The sequence below is a fragment of the Ruminococcus sp. SR1/5 genome, from assembly GCF_000209835.1.
GTDB lineage: Bacteria > Bacillota > Clostridia > Lachnospirales > Lachnospiraceae > Blautia_A > Blautia_A fusiformis.
In genome coordinates this window covers 1,096,326-1,120,694 of sequence record NC_021014.1, presented here as the reverse complement: position 1 = coordinate 1,120,694, position 24,369 = coordinate 1,096,326, and the positions used below count along the sequence as shown (strand labels likewise).

Here is a 24,369-nt window from a genome sequence, read left to right as displayed (position 1 = left end):
GGGACACTTTGGCAGTGGGGCTCTTTCCCTTTCTGGGGGACACTTTGGCGTGGGCAGGTTTGCGAGGGGGAAAGGCGCTCGGAGTTACGAAGCCCGCTTTTCCCCCTCGCGCTCCCCCTTTCCGGGCACGTCGCTGTTCTGCGCTGTGGTATGGGGTAGTGTATTGGCAAATGCCTGTATGCTGCTGTATTGGTGGCGTCAGGCTGAGCCGATTTTTTTCCGCCGGACGGAAGGCGGTCTGCGCAGCAGACCTGTTCCTGGTGGTTGTTGTATTGCTGGCGCTGATCTGCTCCTGCCTGTTGTATTGCTGGTGCTGACCTGCTCCTGCCTGTCGCTGTATTGACGGCGCTCACTTGCTCCCGTCTGTCGCATCACTGGCATAGACCTACTTCTGCCTGTTGCTGTATTGCCGGCGCTCACTTGCTCCCGTCTGTTGTCGCATCACTGGCATAGACCTACTTCCGCCTGTTGCTGTATTGCCGGCGCTCACTTGCTCCCGTCTGTTGTCACATCACTAGCATAAACCCGCTCCCATTAACAACAGGGAACAGGCCCGCTGCGCGGGCCGCTTTCCCGTCCGACGAAATAAAAATCGGCTCAGCCTGACACTGCCAACACAGCAGCATACAGGACTAAGCCGATAAATTAACACACTCCAAGGCGTAGCACAGCGGCGTGCCCGGAGGGGTGGGGTGTGGGGAGGGGAAACGGGCTTCGCAACTCCGAGTGCCTCCCCTCCCCACGAATTTCCCCGCTTTTTCAAAGCAAAACTTTTCCACGAAAAACCCTACAATACTTTGGAAAGAAACTCCTTCGTCCTTTCCTCTCGAGGATTCCCAAACAGTTCTTTCGGATTTCTATCCTCAAGAATCACCCCATCATCCATAAAGAGCACTCTGTCGCTGACCTCCCTTGCAAATCCCATCTCATGGGTAACCACCAGCATGGTCATGCCTTCTTTTGCAAGCTCCTTCATAACCTCAAGAACCTCTCCGACCATCTCCGGATCAAGAGCTGATGTCGGCTCGTCGAACAGAAGCACCTGGGGATTCATTGCAAGGGCTCTGGCAATGGCAACCCTCTGCTTCTGTCCGCCTGAAAGCTTTCCTGGATAGACATCGGCTTTTTCTTCAAGGCCGACTCTTCTCAAAAGAGCCCTCGCCTTCTGATCAGCTTCCGCTACATTCCATTTGCCAAGGCGCACCGGCGCAAGGGTGATATTTTTCAATACTGTCATATTTGGAAACAGATTAAAATGCTGAAAAACCATTCCCACATTTTCCCTGAATTTATCTACATCCAGCTTCGGATCCAGAAGCTGCTGTCCGTTTACGGTGATCTCGCCTTCCTCCGGTTTTTCCAGAAGGTTCAGACATCGCAGAAATGTAGATTTTCCGGAGCCGGACGGACCGATGATGCAGATACACTCACCCTTGTTTACGTGAGTTGTGATTCCCTTTAATACGTGTACATCCCCGAAGGACTTTTTCAGATTTTTAACATCAATCACTTTCTCTCAGTCTCCTTTCAAATCTCTTCAGCAGAAGGCTCAGGCACTTCACGATCAGATAGTACATGATACCTGCAACGATCAGCGGTATGAACATCTGATAAGTACGGGAAGAAACATAGCTTGCCGCTTTTGTCAGATCCATGATACCTACATAACCTAAAATAGATGTTTCTTTGATCAGCTGGATAAACTCATTACCCATTGCCGGAAGGATGGTTTTTACAGCCTGCGGAATGATAATGAAACGCATGGTATCTTTATACCCAAGGCCCAGAGAACGACCAGCCTCGCTCTGGCCCTTGTCTACAGATAAAATACCTCCGCGGATAACCTCGGAAACATATGCACCGCTGTTGATACCGAAGCTGACCACTGCTGCCACATATCCCAGCCTGCTGTGGAACACTGCAAAATAGATGATCATCAGCTGAAGGACTGACGGTGTTCCACGGATCACATCAACATAAATATCCGCGATCGTGGAAAGAATGGTTCTTCTGCCTTTTTTCGCAGCTCCAAGACGTACCAGAGCCACTACAAGACCGATCAGGATACCTACGATCACTGACAAAAGGGAAACGATCAGCGTAATCCCAAGACCGTTAATATAAAACTTCCAACGATTATCCTGAAGGAAAATAAAGCTTAAAAGTCCCAGAAAACCATCGGTTGCTGCTACATCTGTCACATCCTCGCTGTTTTCAAGTGTATCCACAAAATACTTCTGATAAAGATCATCATATTCCCCGGATTTTTTACTTTTGCAAGCCCGTCATTGATGATCTGGACAAGCTCTGTGTTTCCTTTTTCAATACAGAAAACCGTATCCTCTGCTGTACTTGGCACGGACTCATACTGCAGGTCTGAGTTCTGTTTGCAGTAAATCTCAGCCATGATATTGTCGATCAGAACTGCATCTGCTCCACCGTTTTTCAGCTCCATGACTGCACTGGAAGCGTTTTTAAATCTTTTTACTTTGGCATCCTTAACTTCACCGTAATCAGTAGTCTCGCCGGATGCGATCATATCACTCTGTGCACCCTCCAGAACTGCAACGGTTTTTCCGGACATCTCCTCAAAATCCTTGATCGGATTATCCTTACGGCTGATGATGCACTGTGTACCGGTGTAATAAACATCGGAAAAATCAACGCTTTTTTTACGGTCCTCCGTAGGTCCGATCCCGGCTGCGATCACCTGTACATCACCAGCCTCCATGGAACCCATCAGGGAATCAAAGGGCATATCCTTCCATACCAGCTTTACGTTTTCTTCCTTGGCGATCGCCTCCAGAAGATCGTAATCAAAACCTGTAATATTTCCATTATCATCCAGGTATTCAAATGGTGAATACTCTGCGTTCGTTCCTATGATGATGGTCTGCTGTTCTGCCGCTTTTACTGCCACTGCACTGCTGAAATATATCGGCAGAGCCATGATCATACACAGTACAAAACAGATAAGAGCTCTGCTTTTTCCATTGCGTCCCATTATTTTCCCCTCCTGCTATTCATATTTTTTCCGTAGCCAAAAGCACCTTCCATGCCACAAATGCCCGCTGCAAAAGCAGCTGCCTCTTCAAGACTTTCACAGATCGCGGTTTCCTCCGCCATGCCGTTTTTCATTCTTCCGATATACCCGGTAAGGAAAGATGCGATCAGTGAATCCCCGGCGCCAAGAGTATCTTTTACTTCCGTAAGCGGCGCTGCCGGCTGTCGGTAAAAATTCCTTCCGTCATAAAGAATGCAGCCCCTGGCTCCTCTGGAGGCCATGGCAAGCTTCGGCCCCATGGAGATGATCTTTTTCAGATGCTCTTCTGCCTCCTGGTCGGTTCCGTCAAAGGAGCAAAATGCGTAAGTAACCTCCGGTGCTGTTTTTTCATAATATTCCTCTGTGGAATCATCAGAAAAGTCAAAAGAAACCGGAATTCCCGCCTCTTTGATCTTATGCAGCTCTTCCTCCGTAAAAGAGTAATTTCCGCTATGTACCACATCAAAGCCTTTCATATATTCCAGATCAAAACGATCAAGGATATACGGTGTTTTTCCACGGATACCACCATCATTAAAATCCAGGAACTCACGGTCTCCGTCTTTTAATGTGATCCTGGAATAACCGTTCTCGCCGTGCAGCTGTCTGCACTTTACGGTTTCCACGCCGATTTTTTCCAGTGTATCCATGATCAGTTCTGCTCTGTCGTCATCTCCGAAATATCCCATATACGCTGTTTTTTCACATCCGGCCATCTTTCCGTAAACACTGACGTTTACGCAGTTTCCGCCTGGATACATGGTTTTCAGATGATCATAGATATCCACTACATTGTCTCCGAAGCCAAGAAGCTTTGTACTGTATTTACTCATATTTTCCCTTTCTCTGTGCACAGGCACAGCAGCACCTTTAGTACTCTACAACGCCCATATATCTTCTCATATCCAGCGGATGACGGCGTTTATCCTGGAGAGCGGTACGGTAAACGGTCGTCATGGTGTAGAACAGCATCGGGGTAAAATATTCCACACAGCTGTCATCAATTGCTTCCATACCAAGCTTATCTGCATCGATCACTTCGTATTTCTTTCCGTATTTTTCAAGGAAAGTCAGCACACGCTCATCCATCATACGGTTTCTGCCCCGGCTCATCATAAGGATATAAAGATGATCCTCATCCGTTACCTCAAACGGTCCGTGGAAATATTCCGCACTGTTCAGATAACCGCAGTCCATCCACTGCATTTCCTGAAGTGAGCAGATCGCAAAGCCATATGCCTGAGAATAGGAGGCTCCCGATGCCATGATATAGAGGTTCGGTTCCTCTGAATATTTTTCTGCAAAAAGCCATGCTGCATTCTGCTGATCCTTCACTGCAGCTGCAATAACATCATCGATCTTTTCAAAGCCTTCCACGATCTTATCGTAAAGCTTATATCCCGGCTCCTGTACCTTCATCAGCTCATTAAGAATACGAAGTACGATTCCCTGAGGCTTCTCTGCTTCCTTTACCCCCGGTGCCCAGTCGTATACAACGGAGATCCATTTATCGGTATCACATGGGGAACCTGGCGCATGTGTCATTGTAACAACAGCTGCACCTGCATCCATTCCTGTTTTTGCTGCCTCCAGACACTCCTTTGTCTTGCCACTGTGGGAGCAGATGATCAGAAGACTGTCTTTTCCCAGCTTCTTCGGCGGTGTCAGTGCAAACTCTCTTGCAGGGATCCACTGTGCATCCATCACTGCGGATTCCGCACGGACAAAATAATATCCCGGATACAGATCCACAAGAGATCCTCCGCATGCAAGAAAATACACATTTTTGATTGTTCCATGCTCTTTGTTGATCTTATTTACGATTTTTACTGCGTCCATTTTCATCCTCCGGTTTTCGTGGAAATTCGTCTGGTAATCCTCTGAATCCATTGAAAATACAGGTTTTTTTCGGATTTTCAGATGAATTTCTCCTTCTTGTACTTTTGCATTTTACCTTTTTGAAGAATATAACATATTATAACGTTATAGTAAAGAGTATATTCATGATTTATGATTAATTATTCATCCAATGTTCCTTCTGACGCACTGCAGAGGTTTGTCCCTTACTGGACAAATACATCCGCACTATAGTAAAATATCTTTTATGAACAACCTCAGAAAGGATATTTTCATGTTAAATAAAAATTCGATCCAGCCGCTTTACAAGCAGCTTATGGATATCATCACCCAGCAGATTAAAAACGGTACTTATAAGCCCGGAGAAAAAATCCCTCCTGAGCCGGAGCTTGCCGATCTTTACCATGTCAGCCGGATCACTGTCCGACGTACCGTGGAGGAGCTTTGCACGCAGGGCTATCTTATCAAGCATCAGGGAAAAGGAACCTTTGTAAAATCCCCCATGATCTTCCGGAAATTTGAATCCCAGAAAAATATGAGCTTTTCCGAATCCTGCCGTCAGAATGACCGTATTCCGGAATCTCACGTACTGTCCTTCTGCAAAAAACCTGCGAACAGCGTAGCCTCTGATTTTCTGCAGCTTACTTCGGATGAGGAAGTTTTTTTCCTGGAACGTCTTCTTCTGGCTGACAGTATTCCGGTTATTGATGTTCACACCTGGCTCCCCACACGGCTTTTCCCGGATTTTGATCCGAACGCTGTAGAAAACAGTTCTTTTTTGAATATATCAAAAACACCTACCGCTGTACGATCGCAGAATCCAGCCGCAGCACCATTTCTGTTACTGCAGCCTCCCCGGATATGGCAAAAACTTTGCGTCTGTCTTCCGGTGATCCCGTGCTGATCCTGGATTCCTATATGGAAGCTCCTGATGGAAATCCGCTTTACATCAGCCGTGAATACATTGCAGGTTCCCGCTATACGATTTCATTTTGAAGAATCAAAAAACGGCACAGAAGTGTTATGCTGCCAATACAGCAGCATCCACCTCTGTGCCAGTATTTATTTATCCAAAAATATTACTGTTCACTCCGTTCTCCGTAACACGCTTCGCGATACACAAAATTTACCCTTTATCTTTTCAAGACTCCGATCCATCACTGCCTGTCATCTGTGCCTCAATGGCCTTTCCAAGGCGGTTATAGATCGTCACCGCATCCTCCACATGGAGTGGGCTTCCGGTATTTCCCGATGCGCCTGCCGTTACCAGTATGTATTCCCTGTCGTAGACCTCTGCAAAGCTTGCAAGACACAGACCCGCCTCACTGGTATATCCTGTCTTGCCGCCCAGGATCTTGCCGCCGGTAACGGAAGGGTCAGAAAGATTTTTGAACATGGTACTGTAATATGTGATCCCGCTGGGATGGATATTCGTCACTCCTGTAGAATGCCGCGGACTCTCAATGATCTCTCTGAACGTATCGTTCCGAAGCGCATACCTGAGCAGCACCGCAATATCTCTCACTGTACTGTAATGATCCGGATCATGAAGCCCTGTCGTATCACAGAAATGTGTACCATTCATTCCAATCCTCTGTGCCTTCTTATTCATCAGCTCCACAAATCCATCCCTGGAACCGCCTACGGTATCCGCCAGTGCGATACAACACTCCGCACCGGATGGCAGCATGGCACCATAAAGAAGATCGATGGCCCGCACGGTCTCACCGGGCTGAAAGCCTGCCTGGGTGGCATCCTGCTCATAAAGCCCCTGGAACATTTCCTGGGTCAGAGTGATCTCCTGATCCAGATCATCCAGGTTCTCAATAGCCACGATCACCGTCATGATCTTCGTCATGGAAGCCGGATAGATCTTCTCATCGCCCTTCATATTTCCGATGATCTTTCCGCCTTTTACCTGCATCAGCACTGCGTAGGGACTGTTGATACCGCTCATCTCAAGCTTACGGACAACCGGTCTCTGCAGAGACTCCATCCAGTCACCTACCCCTTTATTCCAGCCGATGATCACTATAAGTGTCAGGATCACGATAGCCTCTACCACCAGGCAGAGTATCATTTTTATTTTGTTTACCTGGTTTTTTATTTTCTTCGCTTTACGCTTTTTTGATCTCAATTTATACTCCCTGTTCCGACAAATTCATCTGTAAGTTTTACTTACAGAAACGTTTTCCCCATCTTTTTTATATTAACATGATTATTATTTTCTTCTGTAAAATCTATATGAAAAAGCTCTGATGAGCTTTCGGTCTGTTACAACTCTGTTTATGCCTTATTGTAGGATTTTTGCCCCCAAAAATCAAGGTGTATAAATGTATAAAAAATACCCCATACAAAGTTTCCTCTGTACAGGGTATTTAAAATTTATTACTGAGCTAATTTAATCGGGTTAAGCTTAACACCAGGTCCCATTGTCGGAGCGATTGTAACGCTCTTCAGATACTGACCTTTCAGTGTGCTAGGTCTAGCCTTTGTGATAGCTCCCATAAGCGTCTGGAAGTTGTCGCTTAACTGCTCCTCGGTAAAGGAAGCCTTTCCGATCGGAACATGGATGATGTTGGATTTGTCAAGACGATACTCGATCTTACCTGCTTTAATGTCGTTAACAGCTTTTGTTACGTCCATTGTTACAGTACCAGCTTTCGGGTTTGGCATTAAACCTTTCGGTCCAAGTACACGACCAAGACGACCTACAACGCCCATCATATCCGGTGTTGCAACTACAACGTCAAAGTCAAGCCATCCCTCGTTCTGGATCTTCGGAATGAGGTCCTCAGCTCCTACGAAGTCTGCTCCTGCTGCCTTTGCCTCTTCTGCCTTAGCATCTTTAGCAAATACAAGTACACGAACTTTTTTACCTGTTCCGTGTGGCAGAACAACTGCTCCACGGATCTGCTGATCTGCGTGACGTCCATCGCAGCCTGTACGGATGTGAACTTCGATGGTCTCGTCGAACTTAGCTACAGCTGCTTTTTTAACAAGGCTGATAGCCTCTGGTGCATCATATAATGTTGCGCGGTCTACTGCTTTCGCAGCTTCCACATATTTCTTTCCTCGTTTCATTTCTATAACCTCCTGTGGTATTTGCGGGGAAAAGCCCTCCCACTTGAAAATTTCACTTTTTCTACGGGAACCCCGAACTTAAGCTTCGGTATTTATTAGTCTACGACTTCGATTCCCATACTTCTTGCTGTACCGGCGATCATGCTCATAGCAGCCTCGATGGATGCTGCATTGAGGTCTTTCATCTTCAGCTCAGCGATCTCCTGAACCTGTGCCTTAGTAACTTTAGCTACTTTGGTCTTGTTCGGTGTACCGGAACCAGATTTGATGTTTGCAGCTTTCTTAAGAAGAACTGCTGCCGGCGGAGTCTTGGTTATGAAGCTGAAACTTCTGTCAGCGTAAACAGTGATGACAACCGGGATGATAAGATCTCCCTGATCAGCTGTTCTTGCGTTGAACTCCTTAGTAAACTGTACGATGTTTACACCATGCTGTCCAAGAGCCGGACCTACAGGTGGTGCTGGAGTTGCTTTACCAGCCGGAATCTGTAATTTAATATATCCTGTTACTTTCTTTGCCATTTTCGGCACCTCCTATGTGGTATTGGCGGGGGTGTGTCCCTCCCACTTGCTGTTACCTTGTTTTTGAATTACTCAGCTTTTTTGATTTCTGTGAAACTTATTTCTACCGGTGTTTCACGACCGAAAAGCTCAACATTGATCGTTACCGTCTGTTTCTGCATGTTGATACCTGTGATCACACCTGCGGTATCTTTCCATGCACCACCGGTAACGACTACCATGTCGCCCTCTGCGAAGTCCACTTCGATATCCGGTTTCTGGATACCAAGCGGCATCATTTCCTCTTCTGTAAGAGGCACAGGCTTTGATCCCGGTCCTACGAATCCTGTAACACCGCGGGTATTACGGACAACGTACCAGGTATCGTCATTCATCACCATATTGAGAAGCACATAGCCTGGAAACATCTTTTTCTGAACCTGTCTTGAGGTTCCGTTCTTCATCTCCACTACATCCTGCAGCGGAACACGTACCTCCAGGATCTGGTCTTCCAGGTGTCTGTTCTCGATCGTCTTTTCAATGTTGGCTTTTACCTTGTTCTCATACCCGGAATAGGTATGGACAACGTACCATTTTGCTGCTTCTGACATATAATCACCTTGTCCTTACTTCATTAAGAAATTAATGAATTCCAGAATTCCGGAATCCATTACACTGATAACCACTGCCAGGATGATCGTGATGATCACGACCACAACAGTCTGCTTTGCCAGTGTGGGACGGTCTGTCCAGACAATCTTCTCAAATTCTGACTGAAGTCCCTGAAACCAACTTTTCTTCTGCGGCTTATCCTCAGATTTCTGTTTTTCCATAGCATAACCTCACAAATCTCTGTGATTACTTTGTTTCCTTGTGCAGAGTGTGTGTATGACAGAACTTACAATATTTCTTGGTCTCCATTCTCTCAGGATGGTTCTTTTTCTCCTTCGTCATATTGTAGTTACGCTGCTTGCACTCGGTGCATGCTAATGTAATCTTAACGCGCACAACTTCCACCTCCAGTGTTTTCATTTGCATGGTCTTCTATGCCGCCCGGAACGTATATCCGTCGTCATTTTCGGGCATAAAAAAAAGACCTAACTTCCATGTCGCTCGTCAATTTTATCACAGAGCAGGTGTGCAAGTCAAGCCTTTTTCGCTTAAATATAAAGAATTTCACAGATTCCGTACGGACGTCTCAAGTGCGCAAACCCGATTCTGCTTCGCTGCATTTCGTTTTCGGGACGTCGCCCCTGTACAGAAAGTAATAAGAAGCCCCTTATGTGCAGGCACAACATGTCTTCTTCTGTCTTCCTGCACACTTTCAACTTCTATTAAAAGTAGTCATAACCACCGTGGATATCCACCACACTGCCGTTCATATATCCGTTAGACAGCACTGCATAAGCCATATCCGCCACTTCCTCCACAGTTCCAAACCTGTGGAGTGCGATCTTCCGGTTGATACGGTCGTAGCTCTCCTGGGTGCGGGCGCTGTGCCACGGAGTTTCGATGAAGCCAGGTGCAATAGCGTTGACTGTGATGCCCTTTGGCTCAAATTCCTTTACCAGGGATCTTGTCAGGAAATGGATGGCTGCCTTGGTGACTCCATATACAAGGGAGGAAGAATACGCCTGCTGTCCTGCATAGGAACCGGTAAAGAGCACACTGCCGCCCTCTACCATCATGGATCTCAGCTCTTTGACCATAAATACAGGTACGGAAAGATTGGTGTTTACGATCCGTGTCCACTCCTCAAAGCTGTAGTCTTCATATTTTGCGTAGGTACTGATGCCGGCATTGCTTACAAGCCAGTCAATATGGTCTGTCTGCTTTTTCAGCTCCTCCACAAAAACCATCATCTCTTCATAGGAAGACATATCTGCCTTTATCAAAGTCACCTGAGATCTTTTTTCCTCAGGAAGGCTCTCCTGAAACGACAGTGCCTTCTTCTCATCATGTCCATATGTTACGAAGATCCTGTCAGTTTTTGCCGACTCTGCCAGGATCTTTTCGGCGATCCCTCTTCCGATTCCGGAGGTACCGCCTGTGATCACAGTTATTTTTCCCATTTTACAGCTCCATCAGTTCATCAAATATCGGTTTCGGTATATAAGGCTGCTGATTGTGGATCGGCTCGCCCAGACAGGTCTTCGGGTATGCGTAGGTTCCATGCTCCAGCATGATCTCCAGAAGCTCCGGCCCGTTCTGCTCCAGGAATCCACCGGCATATTTTTCCACGTCTTCTCCCTGGATGCGCTTTGCAGGAATTCCGTAGGCCTGCGCCACATCTGTAAAATCGCAGGATGAAAATCCGCTGCCATCGGAGGTATCCGCATATACACAGTCAAAATAATCTCTCTGAAGATGACGGATCATTCCCAGCGCCTCATTATTCATTACGATCATCTTCACCGGGATATTCTCGCGCTTCACCCACTGCAGCTCCTGGATATTCATCTGGAAGGCTCCGTCTCCACAGATACATGCCACCGGCTTGCCGGTAGCATAATAAGCTCCGATAGCCGCCGGAAGTGCATATCCCATAGCACCATGTCCGCCGGAAAAAAGTGTCTTCTGCCCCTGCTGATTGTGGAAGGACTGATAGCTCCAGACCATATGCTGTCCCACATCCACAGCAACCGCTCCGGTATCGGAAAGCTGATCACTCAAGTATGCGATCATGCGGTTCGGATAACGCTGCGGTGTCTCATCGTCCACTTTCCAGAGTTCCTTACGGATCTTCTGGCAGACAGCAAGCCATTCCTCATAGGAACCGATCTGTGCCTGCTGCTCTGTCAGCTTACGCACCACAGTCTCTGCGCTGACGCAAAAGCATTTCTCACCTTCTCTTCCCTCATGGATCTCTCTTTGAAGATTATAAGGATCAATATCCACACGGATGATTTCGGCATTCTTCGCAAACTCATGAACCTTAGTACCAATCTGACGGGTACACAGGGAAATTCCAAAGCAGAGCAGAAGATCGCTTTTTGCATTGGCGATCATATTTGCATACCGGTGTCCGTAGGCACCTCCGATGCACCCGAAGTTCAAAGGATCATCAAAGCTCAGCGCGGACCGGGCAAGTACGCTTGTGATCACCGGAATGTGATGGGCACGCGCCAGATCTGTGAGCATTTTTTCTGCTTCTCCGGAAGCTCCGTGACCGATCATAAATACCGGCCGTTTTGCAGTCCTGATCTTATTCAGAATATATTCTGCCGCCTCTGCTCCATCAGAAGAATCCGCCTTTGCAACTGCATCCCTGTAAAAGGCTGCCCCGTTTTCCGGATCATTTTTTCCATATACAGCTGTCTCGATCTCTTCCTCGGAAAATTCCATATCATAAACCGGATCTTCCACCTCGCCTCTCTGCACGTTCATAGGAAGATCGATAAGAACCGGCCCTTTCCGTCCTGTATTGGCGATCTGCCATGCAAGATTCAGTTCACGAACGATATTTTTCGGATCACGGACCTGCACCGCGTACTTGGTTACCGGCTTTGCCATGGAAACCATATCGATTTCCTGAAAGCCCTGCTGACGAAGGCCTGTAATACCGGAATATTCATAGGTATTCAGCTGTCCGGTGATAAAAATCACCGGAAGAGAATCGAAATACGCATCTGCCACACCGGAAAGCAGATTGGCAGCTCCCGGACCACTGGTGGCATAGGCACAGCCGCAGGCATTCTTTGCCTGAGCATAACCACAGGCGGCAAAAGCAGCTCCCTGCTCATGATAGCTGGAATGACTTCTTGCATGGGGATTCTTTTCAATGGAATCTACCAGATGTGCGATCATGGTTCCCTGGTATCCAAAAAAATCATGGATCCCTTTTTTCTGCAAAAATTCCACAACATAATCTGTAAGCTTGACCTTAGACATATTTTTTTACCTTCTCCATATACGAGATCCTTCCTGTTTTTTCCAGATACTTAAGATACAGGTCAAAAACCTCCGGATCTGTTTCAAATGCTTCTTCATATTTCAGACAGCGATCATTCATCCTGGTATATCCTGCAAATGCTTTTTCCAGTTCCACATAATCTTCATTTTTGAAGAGATTCCGGATATAGCTGAGCTTTTTGCGATAAGCCAGTGCACAGGTATATTTTTCCCCGCAGAATTTTGCATAATCCCAGCACTGTGCAAGATATTCCCGGTAATTCATTCCAAACTGCCTGCGCTTTTCCCTTTTCTTCCTGACAAAAGCAAATTTCTTCAGTTCCTTTGACTGCTGCAGAAATTCCTCGCATGGAATCAGTGTGCTGCACACCACCAGCGAGCCGGGAACATAGTTTTCCATTGACTTATTTCGATAATTTTTGCCGTAGGCCCGGGTGAGATAGCTGTCTGTGTTTCCCGGGACCATAAAGGATTCTCCTCCAAGCATTGCCTCCCCGGGATTTTCAAAAATATGCGCAGGAAAATAAAGATTCTGGTCAAAATATCGGAGTACATAGGTTTTTGCGCCATCCTGCGGCTGCCGGAGCAGATCCCGGAATATGCTCTTTGCCAGCCAGCCTCGTCCGCAAAGGGAAAGGACTCGCACCATCCAGATACATCCCAGCTCACGCCGGTTCCGCCACTTGCCTTTTTTCCGTAGATCCTCTTCCATCCCTCTTCGCGCATACGGTTCCAGAGATATTTTCCCTTTGGACCATATTCACACTGCAGCGGAAGGATATTGATCCCCAGTCCCGGATGTTTGTATTTTCCGTACTCGTCCAGCTTATAAAACAACGTATCTTTATCTGTATAACGCAGAAAAAATCCGGGGAAACGGCTGTTATTCTCCATAGATTCCAGAGTTCTGCGCAGCTCTGGTTCTTCATCAAAGATATTTTTAAACCGGGCCATATCACCGGTCTTCATATAAATATCATTGCTTGCCGGATTCATGGGAAAAGGGCGCTCCGTTACCGCACAGAGGGTAAGATACGGAGAAAGATAATATGTGATCTTATTTTTTCTGCATATGGTATCTATTTCTTTTAGAAGTTCCAGTACTTTCTGCTGTTCTCTGTTCAATACACTCTGCCTCGTTTCTGTTGATCTGTCATTACAGGATCCGCTTCAGAAGCTCCTGAAGCTCCTCCTGACTTTTATACTTATCCAGCCAGCTGTTCAGAAATTCTGTCACGTCTGCCTTCTTTGCGAAAAATCCGGTACGCCGGCTTCCATCGTAAAGATCCTCCAGGAAGATCCTGGAAAGCTCATTTTTTATATAGGGATGCGGCTCATGATCCAATGCCAGGAAATAATTTTCGAAGGCTTCCCGGGTACGCCCCTGTTTCTTCCGGATATCTCCCAGAAGCTTGTATACCTCTCCCTGCCATTCCTTATGGACCAGAAAGCTGCGGATCTCCTCTGCCAGATATTCCATCTCGCCCTCTTCCTCACTGCACAGGATCCTGGTACGGCCCTCTGCCAGTGCTTTGGGATAGCCGAATCTCTGCCATGCACAGGTAAGTGCCTCTTTGTACACCGGCTCCTCAAGAGTTCCCTCCCTTGGAGAATTACCGATGATCCCCAGTTCTTTGCAAAGCTCTCTCACCAGCTCTTCCAGCTCCCCTTTTGTACGGACGGAAGATACCTTCGCAAGATAAAGAGCGCCTCTGATCTCCTCATCCTCCGGCATCAGTCTGCTCCAGAACTCCATCAGAGAGAGTGCTTCTGATCTTCTCTGGCTTCCAAGCAGATCCCGACAGTCCCGGATCGCCTGGGACTTCTGTTTTTTCAGGAATTTATCCAGTTCCAGCTGCACAATGCCGTTATTGGTGCATTCTCTGGCTTTCAGATACTCTGCCATTGCTTCGTTCCGGAGGCCCTTTTTCCAGAGAAGATCCCCCTTATATTTCATAAAATATCCATCCTGGGGAAATACTCTCAGGCAGTAAGACAGAAATTTCTCCGCTTCTGAAGCATTCTGCGGTCCTTCCAGGCGCTCCATCACAAACCGGCATTTAAATTTCAGGAATCCCGGAGCATCCGGATATTTTCTGAGAAGATCATCCACAATCGCCTCTGCTTCCTGCATTTCTTTAAATTCATAGTGGCTGGCTGCTTTTCGGAAACGTCGGATATCCTCCACTGTCTGCTCCATTTCCGGAGTAAGATGATCCATTTTCTTGCGTACCTCGTACATACGGTATGCCTTGGAAACACGCTCCTGATAGATCAGTGTCAGCATGGCCGCCTGAAAAGCCTCATCCTCCAGCGGGATCAGGACCGGATGATAGAACGGACGGATCCCCTTAAAATCCTCACGTCCGATAAACTCCATGCTGAGCTGTACACGGTAATACTCCTCAAAGATCTCACCAAGCACATCATATCTTCTCTCTTTCAGCAGGGTCTCCGCTGTTTTTTCGGATCTCATCAGTCGGGCAGACACATCCCGGGCTACAACACCGGCTTTGATCCTTCTTCGTCTGTCATCCTGTTTATGGTCTCCCTTTGCCATAAGAAGGCAGTAGAATTTGCGGAAAAGCATCTGTCTGCGGATACGTTTTTTGTCGATCCTTGGCATATATTCATCCCGCACCTCCTGATAGCTGGCGCCCGGAACATCAACAGACTCATGAGATTCTCTTTCCCCATGAGGCGGTATATAGGACCATTCGTCCCCGTAATGCCAGATCAGATAATCGCTGGTCCTGTGAGGAATCATAACCTTTTCGCCCTCGAAGTCCATATATTTTACAGGGAACATCATATCCTTGTCAAAAAGAAACGGGCAGCCTCCCCATCGCATGGCATAGCGGCTGCACTCCTCTTCTTTATAAGAAAACATGATCTTCTCCAATTTCTTTAAGGTTCTGTCCTTTCCGCAGAAGGTATAGCGGAAAAGCCAGTACAGATACCGCCAGGGAGAAATTTCCCATCTGACTCCCACGACCATGCTGATATTCAGAAGTTCCGTATAGATCATCATATGGTCCCGGTATTTCTCATACTCACGGTCATCATCCGGAATGGGATCCAGAGTCAGTACGTCAATGATCTCACCAGCCTTGTCGTCTCCTATGATCTGATGCTTGTGGATCGCACAGGTATCCGTACTTCCGTAGCGCGGAAAACCGTTGGTATAATTACGGTCCACTTCTGCACAATAAACCGCCCGGTTCGGCGGCATCTCGTTCTGACATATTTCTACAAATTTATCCCAGTCACTTTTGGGCATGTAAATGTCCACATCATCGTCCCATGGGATAAAGCCTTCATTTCGAAGAACACCGATCAGAGTACCTCCGGCCATTACATATCTAAGATCATGCTTTTTGCAGATCGCGTCAACCTCTCGGAAGAGCTGCAAAAGAAGCTTCTGTTTTTCTGTCATCTGTCAACCTCTTTGATTAATTATTTTCAAAAGCTCAGCCAGAGTTTCTGATTCTTCATAAAAAAATCTCGTACATTCTGTCCGTCTGTCACGGATCATGATGACCAGCTCCTGAAGCAGATAGCGAAGACCATTTCCCTCAAAATTAAAGCTGTAGCGTTTCAGGAATTCCTGACCTTCTATTTTGGCTTCAAAATATCCGGTATTCCACCAGTCACCGGGTACGGTGATACGCCCCCTGGTTCCGATGATCGCAAGCTCGTTTTCCACATCCACCGTTGTTCCGATCTCAATGGTCGCCAGTGCCCGGAGATACTTCATCGTGATCATATCATAAATAAAGCAGCCGTCACTGCTTTTCACTGCATTGCTCTTCACCTCCAGGTAATCCTTACCGAGAAGCTTGATGCATGCACACAGCGCCTGGCTGACTGTTTCGCTGAAATTTTTTCCGCCCTCAAAATCATCCTGAGAAATCGCGCATTTTACAGCTACCACATCTCCCACAAGCGCTCCATGTGTCAGCCAGACAAGCTGCGTAAACGCGCGCAGATAGACCATGGTAAGCTTCTCTACCAGAACAACCTGATGTGCCTTTGCCAGTGCAAACAGCTCTCTTATCTCTTCCGGCTCCAGAGCCATAGGCGTGTCACTGATCACATATTTATCACATTCCAGTGCCTTTCGGATATAATCTGCCCTGTTTTTCAGACCGGATCGGATATAAATGATATCCAGTCCTTCCAGAAACTGCCCGTAATCTGTACCATAAGAGTCAAGTTCGTATCTGTCACAGAATTCTCTCGCAACAAAAACGTCCTCGGAATACACACTTTCTACATGCAGTCCGCTGACATACTTGGACTCCATCACCATTTCGTTGTCCTCTGTATCATCCGTAACAATGCCCATGCTGTAGATCATACCCTCACTTCTGAGCTTGGTACTGGAAATATTTTTGGTACGTTCCAGATAAACGACCTCACAGTAATTCTTCAGATAATCAAATTTGCCACGCCAGTCCGAACCGACTACCAGAAGGTCGATATTGTATTTTGTAATGTCATTTAGCTTCTGCCCCTGATATTCCTCTACAATGATCTCATCCGCAAAACCAGTCTTGCGGACATTTTCGATACGCTTCAGAAGGCTGTCCTGTACATTCAGCTTGCCGCGTTCGATATCATAGCTTTCACTGGTGACACCCACAACAAGATAATCCCCCAGCTCCCTGGCTCTTTTCAGAATATTGTAATGTCCCTGGTGGAACAGATCAAAGGTACCGTAAGTAATGACTTTTTTCATTATTAATTTAATCCTGCGCTTTCTCTTCTTTATTTTTCAAAAGCACTTCCATTTCCCCCTGCGGTTCTGTGATCTTTAATATATCATCCAGGTCCTGGAGCTGCTCAAATTCCTGTGGAGCTCCGGCATCATCCATGCCTTCCTCCATCTCAAGATCCTCATCTACAAAGAAATCCTCGCCACGGATTTCTTCCGTCTCTTCTGTCTCATGTTCCAGTACAGCCGCCACATCGTCCTTCACCTTACGTGCATCCTCCTCGTCCAGAGTTGCCGCAAGCTCCTCAATGGCTTTCTTTCTTTTCAGTATGATCTCATAACGGTCATCTTCATCATATTCATCCTCAAGTCCTTCATCCTGCACCTGCCTCTCACGTTTGAACAGAATAAATGTAAGCAGGTTCAGTACCCCTCCGTAGAGGAAAGATACCGGCTTGCTTCCAAGGATCAGCACAAGCACCCAGGATACTCCGAAAAGCACCCAGACATTCAGCATCTGCGGGATGCTGAGAAGAAGCAGGCCGTTGAGTACGATCATGATCGGATAATGGAAAAAATAAATCCCCATGGTATTTCTTCCAACAAAGGTAACCGGCAGCTTCACATCCGGGATCAATGCCAGAAACGTCAGCACCAGCACAAAAGATACCAGATACATCAGAAGGCGGATCAGCATTCCTGTGATATCATCCATTCCCGATAACTGATACGTATGATTCCCACGGAAAATATCTACCGGGATCTCATTGGCGATCATAAAATTCGGAACTGCATACAAAAGCAGGGCTGAAACCAGGAGCAGGATCCATTTACCCTTGAATTTACGGACCACGTCTGTGTAATCACTCTTCCACAGATAGCCTGCCACAAAAAACGGAAAAAATACAACAATCCTGGAGCTTGAAAGATAGGTTGTAAATTCCGGTCTTGTTCCTGCCCACAATGCAAAAATAATGCTCAGAGGCACGATAAAACGTATCTTGCCAAGTGCTTCGATAGTCAGCCTGTAGATAAACAATGCCAGCACATACCACATAACTGTTCCGGACGGACGGAGCAGCTCATAATCCATGCTTCTGCCGGTCCAGATATAAGCATACCAGGTCAGACTGTATCCAAGAATATAAGGGATCAGCAGATTCTTCACATTCTTCAGTACATCCTGTGGCTTCTTGGAAAGATATCCAGATATAAAAATAAAAGCAGGCATGTGAAAAATGGTGATCCCATACCATACATAACGCACCACCATGTCCACCTTGACCAGCTGAAATGCGATCAGATGATTAAATACGACAAGAAAGATCAGTACTACTTTAATGTTATCGACCAGGTAAGAATACGGAACTCCCTGGCTATCCGTTCTCTGTTTCATTTGTTTCCACCTTGTAATATTTGATAAAAGTATGAATAAATAATAACATATATTTATGAATTTGGAAATAAAGAATTAATATATGTCAGAATTATTCACCTCTTCCAGAATTTTTCAACGGTATTTCCATATCCCGTGGAGCGCATAGGAAGCAAAGAAAAACAGACTCTTCAGCGGACCATATCCCACATACCGATACACCTGATAAGTCATTGCCGCAGACTTCAGCTTATTTCTGGATTTTCCCCCTTCACTGAGCCGGTATTTCAGGTAAGGTCTGTTGATCCCTGCTGCAAATCCTCCCTTTCTCAGGATCCGGAGCCAGGTAATGTAATCTTCATGGCTGTCATCATGCTCCATTGGAAACGCAAGTGCATCTTCTCTGCGCAGCAATACGGAAGAACAGTTGATGCTGTTATGCTTCAGAAGCTCCCTGTATGTGATCCGTTCCTTTACCGGAATATATTTGCCGGTAGTGCGCCCATCCGGCGTCATCAGCTCTCTTCCGGTGGAGCAGATCGCACAGCCGGTCTGTTCCATAACCTCTGTCTGGGCTTTCAGCTTGCCCTTTTCCCACCAGTCATCCGCATCCAGAAATGCGATATATTTTCCCCGGGCTTCCTTTACGCCCCGGTTTCTGGAACGGGCAGCCCCCATATTCTGTTCATTTTGGATATAACGGATCTTTCCGCTGTCCATATATTTCATTACAGCAAGTTCTGTGCCGTCTGCAGAACAGTCATCAATGACCAGCACTTCTACCGGAACCTCCTGTCCCAGTGCTGATTCGATCGCTTTTCCAATATATCTTTCCCCGTTATATACGGGCATCACTACGGAAACCAACGGCTTTTCCATAAAAACAACCTCCGTCCTCTCTATCCACAAAATGCGCGTCAGGATGATCTGCCGCAGCCTGACACGCATTTCGTTTCGTTACTTATTTTTTGTCTTCGGAATCCTTAAGAGCGTTCTTCTGATTATCATCCACGCCCTCGGAAACTTCTTTCTGGAAAAAGATCTTTACAGTCATAAACAGAAGCTTGATATCCAGAAGGAATGAATAATTTTCAATATAAAACAGATCCAGCTTCAGCTTATCATACGGTGTGGTGTTATATTTGCCATATACCTGAGCATAACCGGTCAGTCCGGCTTTTACCTTAAGACGATAGTGGAATTCCGGGATTTCCTGCTCATATTCCTGCATGATCACATCTCGTTCCGGACGTGGACCTACCAGAGACATATCACCCATAAACACGTTAAACAGCTGGGGAAGCTCATCCAGATGCAGGTTACGCAGAACATGTCCTACCGGTGTGATACGGGAATCGTGCTTGGATGCAAGACGCGCCCCGTTCTTCTCGGAATCCACACACATGCTTCGGAATTTCCGGATGCGGAATTCCTTTCCCTGATAGGTAAGACGATCCTGGAGATAAAATACCGGACCGCCGTCATAAGCCTTCACCGCAATGGCAATGATCAGCATGATGGGTGAGGATACGATGATCCCAAGTCCGGAAACAATGATATCCAGAACTCTCTTGGCTGCACGCTGCTCCATGGAAAGTCCCTGATTCCTGCACATCAGAAGCGGCGTATCAAACAGATGGATCCTGTCTGTTCCAAGCAGGATGATATCGGAAATCTTCGGGCTCATATAGCAACGGATGGAATGAGAAAAACAGTATTTCAGATACCTGTTTCGGATCTGGGACGGAAGATCCCAGATGATCACGCCTTCATAATCTTCCATCATGGCATGGATCTTCTCTTCGCCCTCACGGATATGAACCTTACCGCTGATATCGTATTTATCCTTTCGGGTGTTCATCTTGTGGATCACATCACCGGGATCACGGTCTCCGTAGATCACCAGCAGCCTTCTGGCTCCGTACAGTCTGGAGTAAATATACCTGGAGCCCCAGATCCACAGTACCGTCACAACAAGCTGGACTCCGGTCATTTCGATCACCGGTCTGGCCGACATAAACCATCTGTTGATCAGTGTGATCTGAAAATACGTCACAACATTGGTACAGATCGTTGCCAGCGTCAATGAATAAAATACATCGATACGCTTCAGATAGCCTACCTTCAGACCTCCGTAAAGCTTGGCAAACATCAGATAGATCAGCGCATAGATCAGGATCATTACCCAGTTACCTTTTCTCCAGAATGGCTTCAGGATCAGGTCACTGTAAAAATCATACCATACATAAGCAAAGATCGCTGCCTGTGCGATTACGATCAGACTTGCCAGACAAAATACCACAAATCTCTTATAATCTTCTCTTTTACTTCTATTCACAGATTTTTCTTCCTTCCTGAGGAGTAGATATTAACTTCATCATTATAGCCAATATATACTCTTACGTCCAGAGATTCCTCTGATTTTTCTCCTGATATTTTCCTGTCAGGATGTTTTTTTCCGTGACTATAGCAAAAATCCCCAGGAGCTTACCCGGGGATTTTTGGCTGTATATATTTATTTTTCTTTTTCAGTTTCCACGCCTTTTCGAATTATTCATTCACCAGGTTATACTCTTCGATGGATTTGTTGATGGAATCTGCCATGTTTTTCACAGCTGTATCCACATCCTCTTTTCCGTTGAGCATGCTCTCAATCTCGGATTCCACGGTAGCTCTTGCCTCCGGGAATACACTTAACAGAGCGCCTACATAGTCGGCGGAAGAATCATGGAGCTGGTCGATCGCTGTCTGGAACTGCGGATATTTTGCAACATTATCCTTAAATACCTGCTCTTCCTGAGCCTTTACAGTTACAGGGAAATATCCGGTCTGTGCGTTCCAGTAAGCCTGAGACTCCGGAGAGATCAGGAATTTTACGAACTCCCATGTTGCACGAAGCTTTTTCGGATCATTGTTGTTCAGTGCCCAAAGAGATGCACCTCCGATGGAAACACCGCCCTCGTCACTGGATTTGATCTTCGGGAAGTATGCAGTACCAACCTCAAATTTTCCGTTTACATCCTGAAGGATCTGTTTCAGGGAAGCTGTGGAGCCAAGAGTGATCGCAGATTTTCCTGCAGAAAAATCTGCCAGACCTGCATCGCCACCCTTTCCTACGACCGGTGCGAAGCCCTTGTCGTTAAGATCCTTCCATGCTGTAAGGATATTTTTTGCAGCACTGTTCTCATCAAAAGCAACAGCTGTAGCAGCCTCTTTACGTCCGTTTCCGTTGTTTGCATACTCAAGGCCCTGCTTTCCGATAAACTGCTCGAAGAACCATCCGTAGATTCCAAGAGACATTACCTCGCCTGCGCCGCCTTTGTCCAGAAGATCCTGTCCGATCTCACCGATGCCTTCCAGGCTGTCCGGAATTTCTGTGATGCCTGCTTTATCAAACATATCCTTGTTGTAATACATGATCGGTGTGGAGGAGTTGAATGGCATGGAGTACAGCTCATTGTCGATGGTGTAGTATGCAGCCAGGTTCGGCTCGATCTCAGATACATCGTAGCTGTCTGCGTCGATCATCTGCTGCATAGGCACGATCCATCCGGAATCGATCATGAATCTTGTTCCGATCTCATATACCTGTACAAGATCCGCACCCATGTTTCCGATCTGTGCACTTTTCAGCTTGTTCAGGGAATCATCATATTCACCCTGATACTGAGCATCTACCGTAATTCCGTATTCATTCTCATCGTTGAATTTTTTTACCAGTGTATCGATCGCCTCACCATTGACACCACCCATGGAATGCCAGAAGGTAATGGTAGTTCCATCTACATCGGAAGCATCTGCCATTTCCACTTTTTCATCTGTGCCGGCATCTGCGGCGAATACAGTTACTCCGGAAAGAGAACCGATAGTCATTGCTGTGGTAAGGAAAGCTGCGATGATTTTTTTCTTCATAACTTTTTTCTCCTCTTGAAAAATTTTCTCTTTTTTCATTTTTTTATATAAGATGAACTGCCCGTCTTACGACTTTGCAGTATCTTTTTGCATTATTTTTCCCCTTACAGCAGGATGCTGCAGGGTTGCTGCCTGCTCCGATATCAGCCCTTGACTGCACCCGAGAACATTCCTCTGATCAGCTGTTTCTGTCCAACGATAAAAATGGAAATGGACGGAATGATGATCATAACAACGCCTGCGATCATCAGGGTGATGGACTGTGAATCCACACTATCCAGCATACTGATACCGATCTGAACGGTTCGCATATTGTTGGAGCCTGTTACAAGCAGCGGCCACATGTACATATTCCATGCGTTGATAAAGGTATACACTGCCATAGCGCCAATAGCGGATTTTGTCAGCGGAAGCAGGATCCTTACGATAAATTTCAGATTGCTGCAGCCGTCAAGCTTTGCCGATTCATACAGTGAGATCGGGAAAGTCATGTAAAACTGACGGAACAGGAAAATTCCCATTGCGGATGTAAGGTAAGGCACGATCAGTACCTGATAAGTATCCAGCATTCCCCAGCTTGATACCGTCAGGTAGTTGGAAATGATCGTTGCCTCTCCCGGAACCATCATGGTTGCCATCACAACCATGAAGAGAATACCTTTTCCTTTGAATTCCAGGAAAGAAAACGCAAAAGCAGCAAGAGAACAGGTAATGATCTGTCCGATGGTAATGCATCCCGCCATGATAAAGGAATTCAATATGAATCGGAGAAGTGGAACGGTGCGGAATGCATTGATAAAGTTGGAAAAGGTCGGATTCTTGGGAAAGAGATTCAACTCTGTAGTAAACAGTTCACTGGAAGGCATCAGTGCAATACTGATGGCATAAAGCAATGGAAGCAGGATCAGAACCGCAAACACAACATTTGCCGTAACACGGAGTGCTGTTCTTGTCCTTCTCTTTGCAAGAGCCTTTGCATTCATAGCTTTTTTCAGCTCCAGAAGCTCCTCTTTTGACATGTTTCCCACTGCCGGGACTGCCATATTTTTCATCTGGCTCATCAGTAATTCACTCCCTTCTTCTCAATACGGAACATGATCAGTGTGATGATCATGATGATCACAAACAGGATAACAGACTGGGCTGCCGCACTTCCGAAGCGGTAGTTAAAAAACGCATCCCTGTAAATGGAATAAACAATAACATTGGTAGACTCATTAGGACCACCCTCTGTCAGGATCTTGATCTGTCCAAAGGACTGAAAGGCCTGTATGATATTTACCACCAGTGTGTAAAACATGATCGGGGAAAGTCCCGGAAGCGTCAGGCTGAAAAACTGCTGCACACTGCTGGCTCCATCCACAGAAGCTCTCTCATAAATGGTCTCATCAATATTCCCGAGTCCTGCGGAAAAATACAGAAAATTGATCCCGCTGTTCAGCCACGCAGTAAGAATGGCTACGCAGATCAGAGCCGTGTTCGGATCGTTCAGCCAGTTGATATCCAGGCCGGTAAGCTTGTTCACAATACCTACTGCCGGGTGGAGCATGATCTGGAAGATCATTGCTGCAGAGCTGGATGCGATAGCCATTGGCAGAGCATAGGATGTACTGAACACCCGGATTCCCGGAAACGCCTTGTTACAAAGCACTGCTGCGATCAGACCAAGAAGCATGCCGCCGACCACAACGATCAGCACAAAGATCAGCGTTACCTTCAGACTGTTGATAAAGGATGCTGACTGAAGCAGTTCTTTATAGTTTCCCAGACCAACGTACAGCTTTGCCTGTCCCATCTTGTTAGTCTTGTAAAGACTTAAATAAATTGTTTTCACAAACGGATAAAACAGAAAAATTCCAAAAATAAGCATACAAGGCACCAGATATAAGTACGGTGTGATCTTGCTTTTGCTGTTATTTTCCATAACTATTTCTCCTCCTTGCATAATCAGATTCTATCTACAGGCTGA

At 46.4% G+C, this 24,369-nt stretch carries 23 protein-coding genes and 1 pseudogene; 1 reads left to right on the top strand and 23 read right to left on the bottom strand.

All coding sequences use genetic code 11. The features are described 5' to 3' along the window. Positions 1–787: 787 nt before the first annotated feature. From CK1_RS05715 to CK1_RS05695, 5 genes are read right to left on the bottom strand one after another with little or no spacing between them, the layout of a single operon-like run. A complete protein-coding gene (locus tag CK1_RS05715) occupies positions 788–1,510 on the bottom strand; it encodes an amino acid ABC transporter ATP-binding protein (RefSeq protein WP_178015933.1) in 723 nt (240 codons plus the stop codon). Continuing rightward, positions 1,503–2,228, bottom strand: coding sequence for an amino acid ABC transporter permease (locus tag CK1_RS05710; protein ID WP_353611128.1), 726 nt, complete (start codon positions 2,226–2,228; stop codon positions 1,503–1,505). Before CK1_RS05710 ends, CK1_RS05715 begins: the two co-directional genes overlap by 8 nt. After that, positions 2,198–3,004: a basic amino acid ABC transporter substrate-binding protein gene (locus CK1_RS05705; protein WP_015525338.1), complete on the bottom strand. Its 807-nt coding sequence runs from the start codon at positions 3,002–3,004 to the stop codon at positions 2,198–2,200. Before CK1_RS05705 ends, CK1_RS05710 begins: the two co-directional genes overlap by 31 nt. After that, positions 3,004–3,876, bottom strand: a complete 873-nt coding sequence (locus CK1_RS05700; RefSeq protein WP_015525337.1) for a PfkB family carbohydrate kinase — start codon at positions 3,874–3,876, stop codon at positions 3,004–3,006. Before CK1_RS05700 ends, CK1_RS05705 begins: the two co-directional genes overlap by 1 nt. 37 nt (positions 3,877–3,913) lie before the next feature. Further along, complete coding sequence (locus CK1_RS05695) at positions 3,914–4,882, bottom strand: phosphoheptose isomerase family protein (protein ID WP_015525336.1); 969 nt, start codon at positions 4,880–4,882, stop codon at positions 3,914–3,916. Between the two features lie 190 nt (positions 4,883–5,072). Between CK1_RS05695 and CK1_RS05690 the strand changes: the two are divergent. After that, positions 5,073–5,896: pseudogene (locus CK1_RS05690) on the top strand (GntR family transcriptional regulator). Between the two features lie 145 nt (positions 5,897–6,041). Here the strand turns inward: CK1_RS05690 and CK1_RS05685 are convergent. The 18 genes from CK1_RS05685 to CK1_RS05600 all read right to left on the bottom strand — a co-directional run bounded on the left by CK1_RS05685 (position 6,042) and on the right by CK1_RS05600 (position 24,324). Next, a complete protein-coding gene (locus CK1_RS05685; RefSeq protein ID WP_330604606.1) occupies positions 6,042–7,037 on the bottom strand; it encodes a D-alanyl-D-alanine carboxypeptidase family protein in 996 nt (331 codons plus the stop codon). Positions 7,038–7,288: 251 nt separating this feature from the next. After that, complete coding sequence (rplA, locus tag CK1_RS05680) at positions 7,289–7,984, bottom strand: 50S ribosomal protein L1 (protein WP_015525334.1); 696 nt, start codon at positions 7,982–7,984, stop codon at positions 7,289–7,291. A gap of 95 nt (positions 7,985–8,079) precedes the next feature. Continuing rightward, a complete protein-coding gene (gene rplK / locus CK1_RS05675; RefSeq protein WP_015525333.1) occupies positions 8,080–8,505 on the bottom strand; it encodes a 50S ribosomal protein L11 in 426 nt (141 codons plus the stop codon). Between the two features lie 68 nt (positions 8,506–8,573). Further along, on the bottom strand, positions 8,574–9,095 hold the full coding sequence (nusG, locus tag CK1_RS05670) for a transcription termination/antitermination protein NusG (protein ID WP_015525332.1): 522 nt from the start codon (positions 9,093–9,095) through the stop codon (positions 8,574–8,576). A 15-nt stretch (positions 9,096–9,110) separates the two neighbouring features. Next, entirely contained in the window at positions 9,111–9,317 is a 207-nt protein-coding gene (gene secE, locus CK1_RS05665) for a preprotein translocase subunit SecE (RefSeq protein WP_015525331.1), read from the bottom strand. A gap of 25 nt (positions 9,318–9,342) precedes the next feature. After that, on the bottom strand, positions 9,343–9,492 hold the full coding sequence (rpmG, locus tag CK1_RS05660; protein ID WP_044961412.1) for a 50S ribosomal protein L33: 150 nt from the start codon (positions 9,490–9,492) through the stop codon (positions 9,343–9,345). Positions 9,493–9,818: 326 nt separating this feature from the next. Next, positions 9,819–10,556 carry an SDR family NAD(P)-dependent oxidoreductase gene (locus tag CK1_RS05655; RefSeq protein WP_015525329.1) on the bottom strand — a complete coding sequence of 246 codons (738 nt, stop codon included), beginning with the start codon at positions 10,554–10,556 and terminating at the stop codon, positions 9,819–9,821. 1 nt (position 10,557) lies between these two features. Continuing rightward, on the bottom strand, positions 10,558–12,375 hold the full coding sequence (locus CK1_RS05650) for a thiamine pyrophosphate-binding protein (RefSeq protein ID WP_015525328.1): 1,818 nt from the start codon (positions 12,373–12,375) through the stop codon (positions 10,558–10,560). Then, on the bottom strand, positions 12,368–12,796 hold the full coding sequence (locus CK1_RS05645) for a hypothetical protein (RefSeq protein ID WP_306288784.1): 429 nt from the start codon (positions 12,794–12,796) through the stop codon (positions 12,368–12,370). The genes CK1_RS05650 and CK1_RS05645 overlap by 8 nt, the downstream gene beginning before the upstream one ends. Next, complete coding sequence (locus CK1_RS05640) at positions 12,751–13,521, bottom strand: LicD family protein (RefSeq protein WP_306288783.1); 771 nt, start codon at positions 13,519–13,521, stop codon at positions 12,751–12,753. Before CK1_RS05640 ends, CK1_RS05645 begins: the two co-directional genes overlap by 46 nt. Before the next feature lie 31 nt (positions 13,522–13,552). Next, on the bottom strand, positions 13,553–15,832 hold the full coding sequence (locus CK1_RS05635) for a LicD family protein (RefSeq protein WP_015525327.1): 2,280 nt from the start codon (positions 15,830–15,832) through the stop codon (positions 13,553–13,555). A gap of 3 nt (positions 15,833–15,835) precedes the next feature. Beyond that, a complete protein-coding gene (locus CK1_RS05630; protein ID WP_015525326.1) occupies positions 15,836–17,137 on the bottom strand; it encodes an adenylyltransferase/cytidyltransferase family protein in 1,302 nt (433 codons plus the stop codon). A 7-nt stretch (positions 17,138–17,144) separates the two neighbouring features. Continuing rightward, positions 17,145–18,509, bottom strand: a complete 1,365-nt coding sequence (locus CK1_RS05625; RefSeq protein WP_015525325.1) for an acyltransferase family protein — start codon at positions 18,507–18,509, stop codon at positions 17,145–17,147. 114 nt (positions 18,510–18,623) lie between these two features. Next, positions 18,624–19,367, bottom strand: coding sequence for a glycosyltransferase family 2 protein (locus CK1_RS05620; RefSeq protein ID WP_015525324.1), 744 nt, complete (start codon positions 19,365–19,367; stop codon positions 18,624–18,626). 82 nt (positions 19,368–19,449) lie between these two features. After that, positions 19,450–20,826 (bottom strand): sugar transferase, encoded by a 1,377-nt coding sequence (locus tag CK1_RS05615; protein WP_022427091.1) that lies wholly within the window; start codon positions 20,824–20,826, stop codon positions 19,450–19,452. Positions 20,827–21,038: 212 nt separating this feature from the next. Continuing rightward, a complete protein-coding gene (locus CK1_RS05610; RefSeq protein WP_015525323.1) occupies positions 21,039–22,400 on the bottom strand; it encodes an ABC transporter substrate-binding protein in 1,362 nt (453 codons plus the stop codon). 143 nt (positions 22,401–22,543) lie between these two features. Next, positions 22,544–23,383, bottom strand: coding sequence for a carbohydrate ABC transporter permease (locus CK1_RS05605; protein ID WP_502685123.1), 840 nt, complete (start codon positions 23,381–23,383; stop codon positions 22,544–22,546). 77 nt (positions 23,384–23,460) lie between these two features. After that, complete coding sequence (locus CK1_RS05600; protein WP_015525321.1) at positions 23,461–24,324, bottom strand: carbohydrate ABC transporter permease; 864 nt, start codon at positions 24,322–24,324, stop codon at positions 23,461–23,463. Between the last annotated feature and the right edge of the window lie 45 nt (positions 24,325–24,369).

What these genes read in the sequence shown, in the direction of transcription:
- CK1_RS05630 (WP_015525326.1), bottom strand. Translation starts at nt 17,137, where the DNA reads ATGAAAAAAGTCATTACTTACGGTACCTTTGATCTGTTCCACCAGGGA.
- CK1_RS05635 (WP_015525327.1), bottom strand. Translation starts at nt 15,832, where the DNA reads ATGACAGAAAAACAGAAGCTTCTTTTGCAGCTCTTCCGAGAGGTTGAC.
- secE (WP_015525331.1), bottom strand. Translation starts at nt 9,317, where the DNA reads ATGGAAAAACAGAAATCTGAGGATAAGCCGCAGAAGAAAAGTTGGTTT.
- nusG (WP_015525332.1), bottom strand. Translation starts at nt 9,095, where the DNA reads ATGTCAGAAGCAGCAAAATGGTACGTTGTCCATACCTATTCCGGGTAT.
- CK1_RS05695 (WP_015525336.1), bottom strand. Translation starts at nt 4,882, where the DNA reads ATGGACGCAGTAAAAATCGTAAATAAGATCAACAAAGAGCATGGAACA.
- CK1_RS05605 (WP_502685123.1), bottom strand. Translation starts at nt 23,383, where the DNA reads ATGAATGCAAAGGCTCTTGCAAAGAGAAGGACAAGAACAGCACTCCGT.
- CK1_RS05655 (WP_015525329.1), bottom strand. Translation starts at nt 10,556, where the DNA reads ATGGGAAAAATAACTGTGATCACAGGCGGTACCTCCGGAATCGGAAGA.
- CK1_RS05610 (WP_015525323.1), bottom strand. Translation starts at nt 22,400, where the DNA reads ATGAAGAAAAAAATCATCGCAGCTTTCCTTACCACAGCAATGACTATC.
- CK1_RS05625 (WP_015525325.1), bottom strand. Translation starts at nt 18,509, where the DNA reads ATGAAACAGAGAACGGATAGCCAGGGAGTTCCGTATTCTTACCTGGTC.
- CK1_RS05645 (WP_306288784.1), bottom strand. Translation starts at nt 12,796, where the DNA reads ATGGAAAACTATGTTCCCGGCTCGCTGGTGGTGTGCAGCACACTGATT.
- rplA (WP_015525334.1), bottom strand. Translation starts at nt 7,984, where the DNA reads ATGAAACGAGGAAAGAAATATGTGGAAGCTGCGAAAGCAGTAGACCGC.
- CK1_RS05700 (WP_015525337.1), bottom strand. Translation starts at nt 3,876, where the DNA reads ATGAGTAAATACAGTACAAAGCTTCTTGGCTTCGGAGACAATGTAGTG.
- CK1_RS05600 (WP_015525321.1), bottom strand. Translation starts at nt 24,324, where the DNA reads ATGGAAAATAACAGCAAAAGCAAGATCACACCGTACTTATATCTGGTG.
- CK1_RS05650 (WP_015525328.1), bottom strand. Translation starts at nt 12,375, where the DNA reads ATGTCTAAGGTCAAGCTTACAGATTATGTTGTGGAATTTTTGCAGAAA.
- rplK (WP_015525333.1), bottom strand. Translation starts at nt 8,505, where the DNA reads ATGGCAAAGAAAGTAACAGGATATATTAAATTACAGATTCCGGCTGGT.
- CK1_RS05705 (WP_015525338.1), bottom strand. Translation starts at nt 3,004, where the DNA reads ATGGGACGCAATGGAAAAAGCAGAGCTCTTATCTGTTTTGTACTGTGT.
- CK1_RS05620 (WP_015525324.1), bottom strand. Translation starts at nt 19,367, where the DNA reads ATGGAAAAGCCGTTGGTTTCCGTAGTGATGCCCGTATATAACGGGGAA.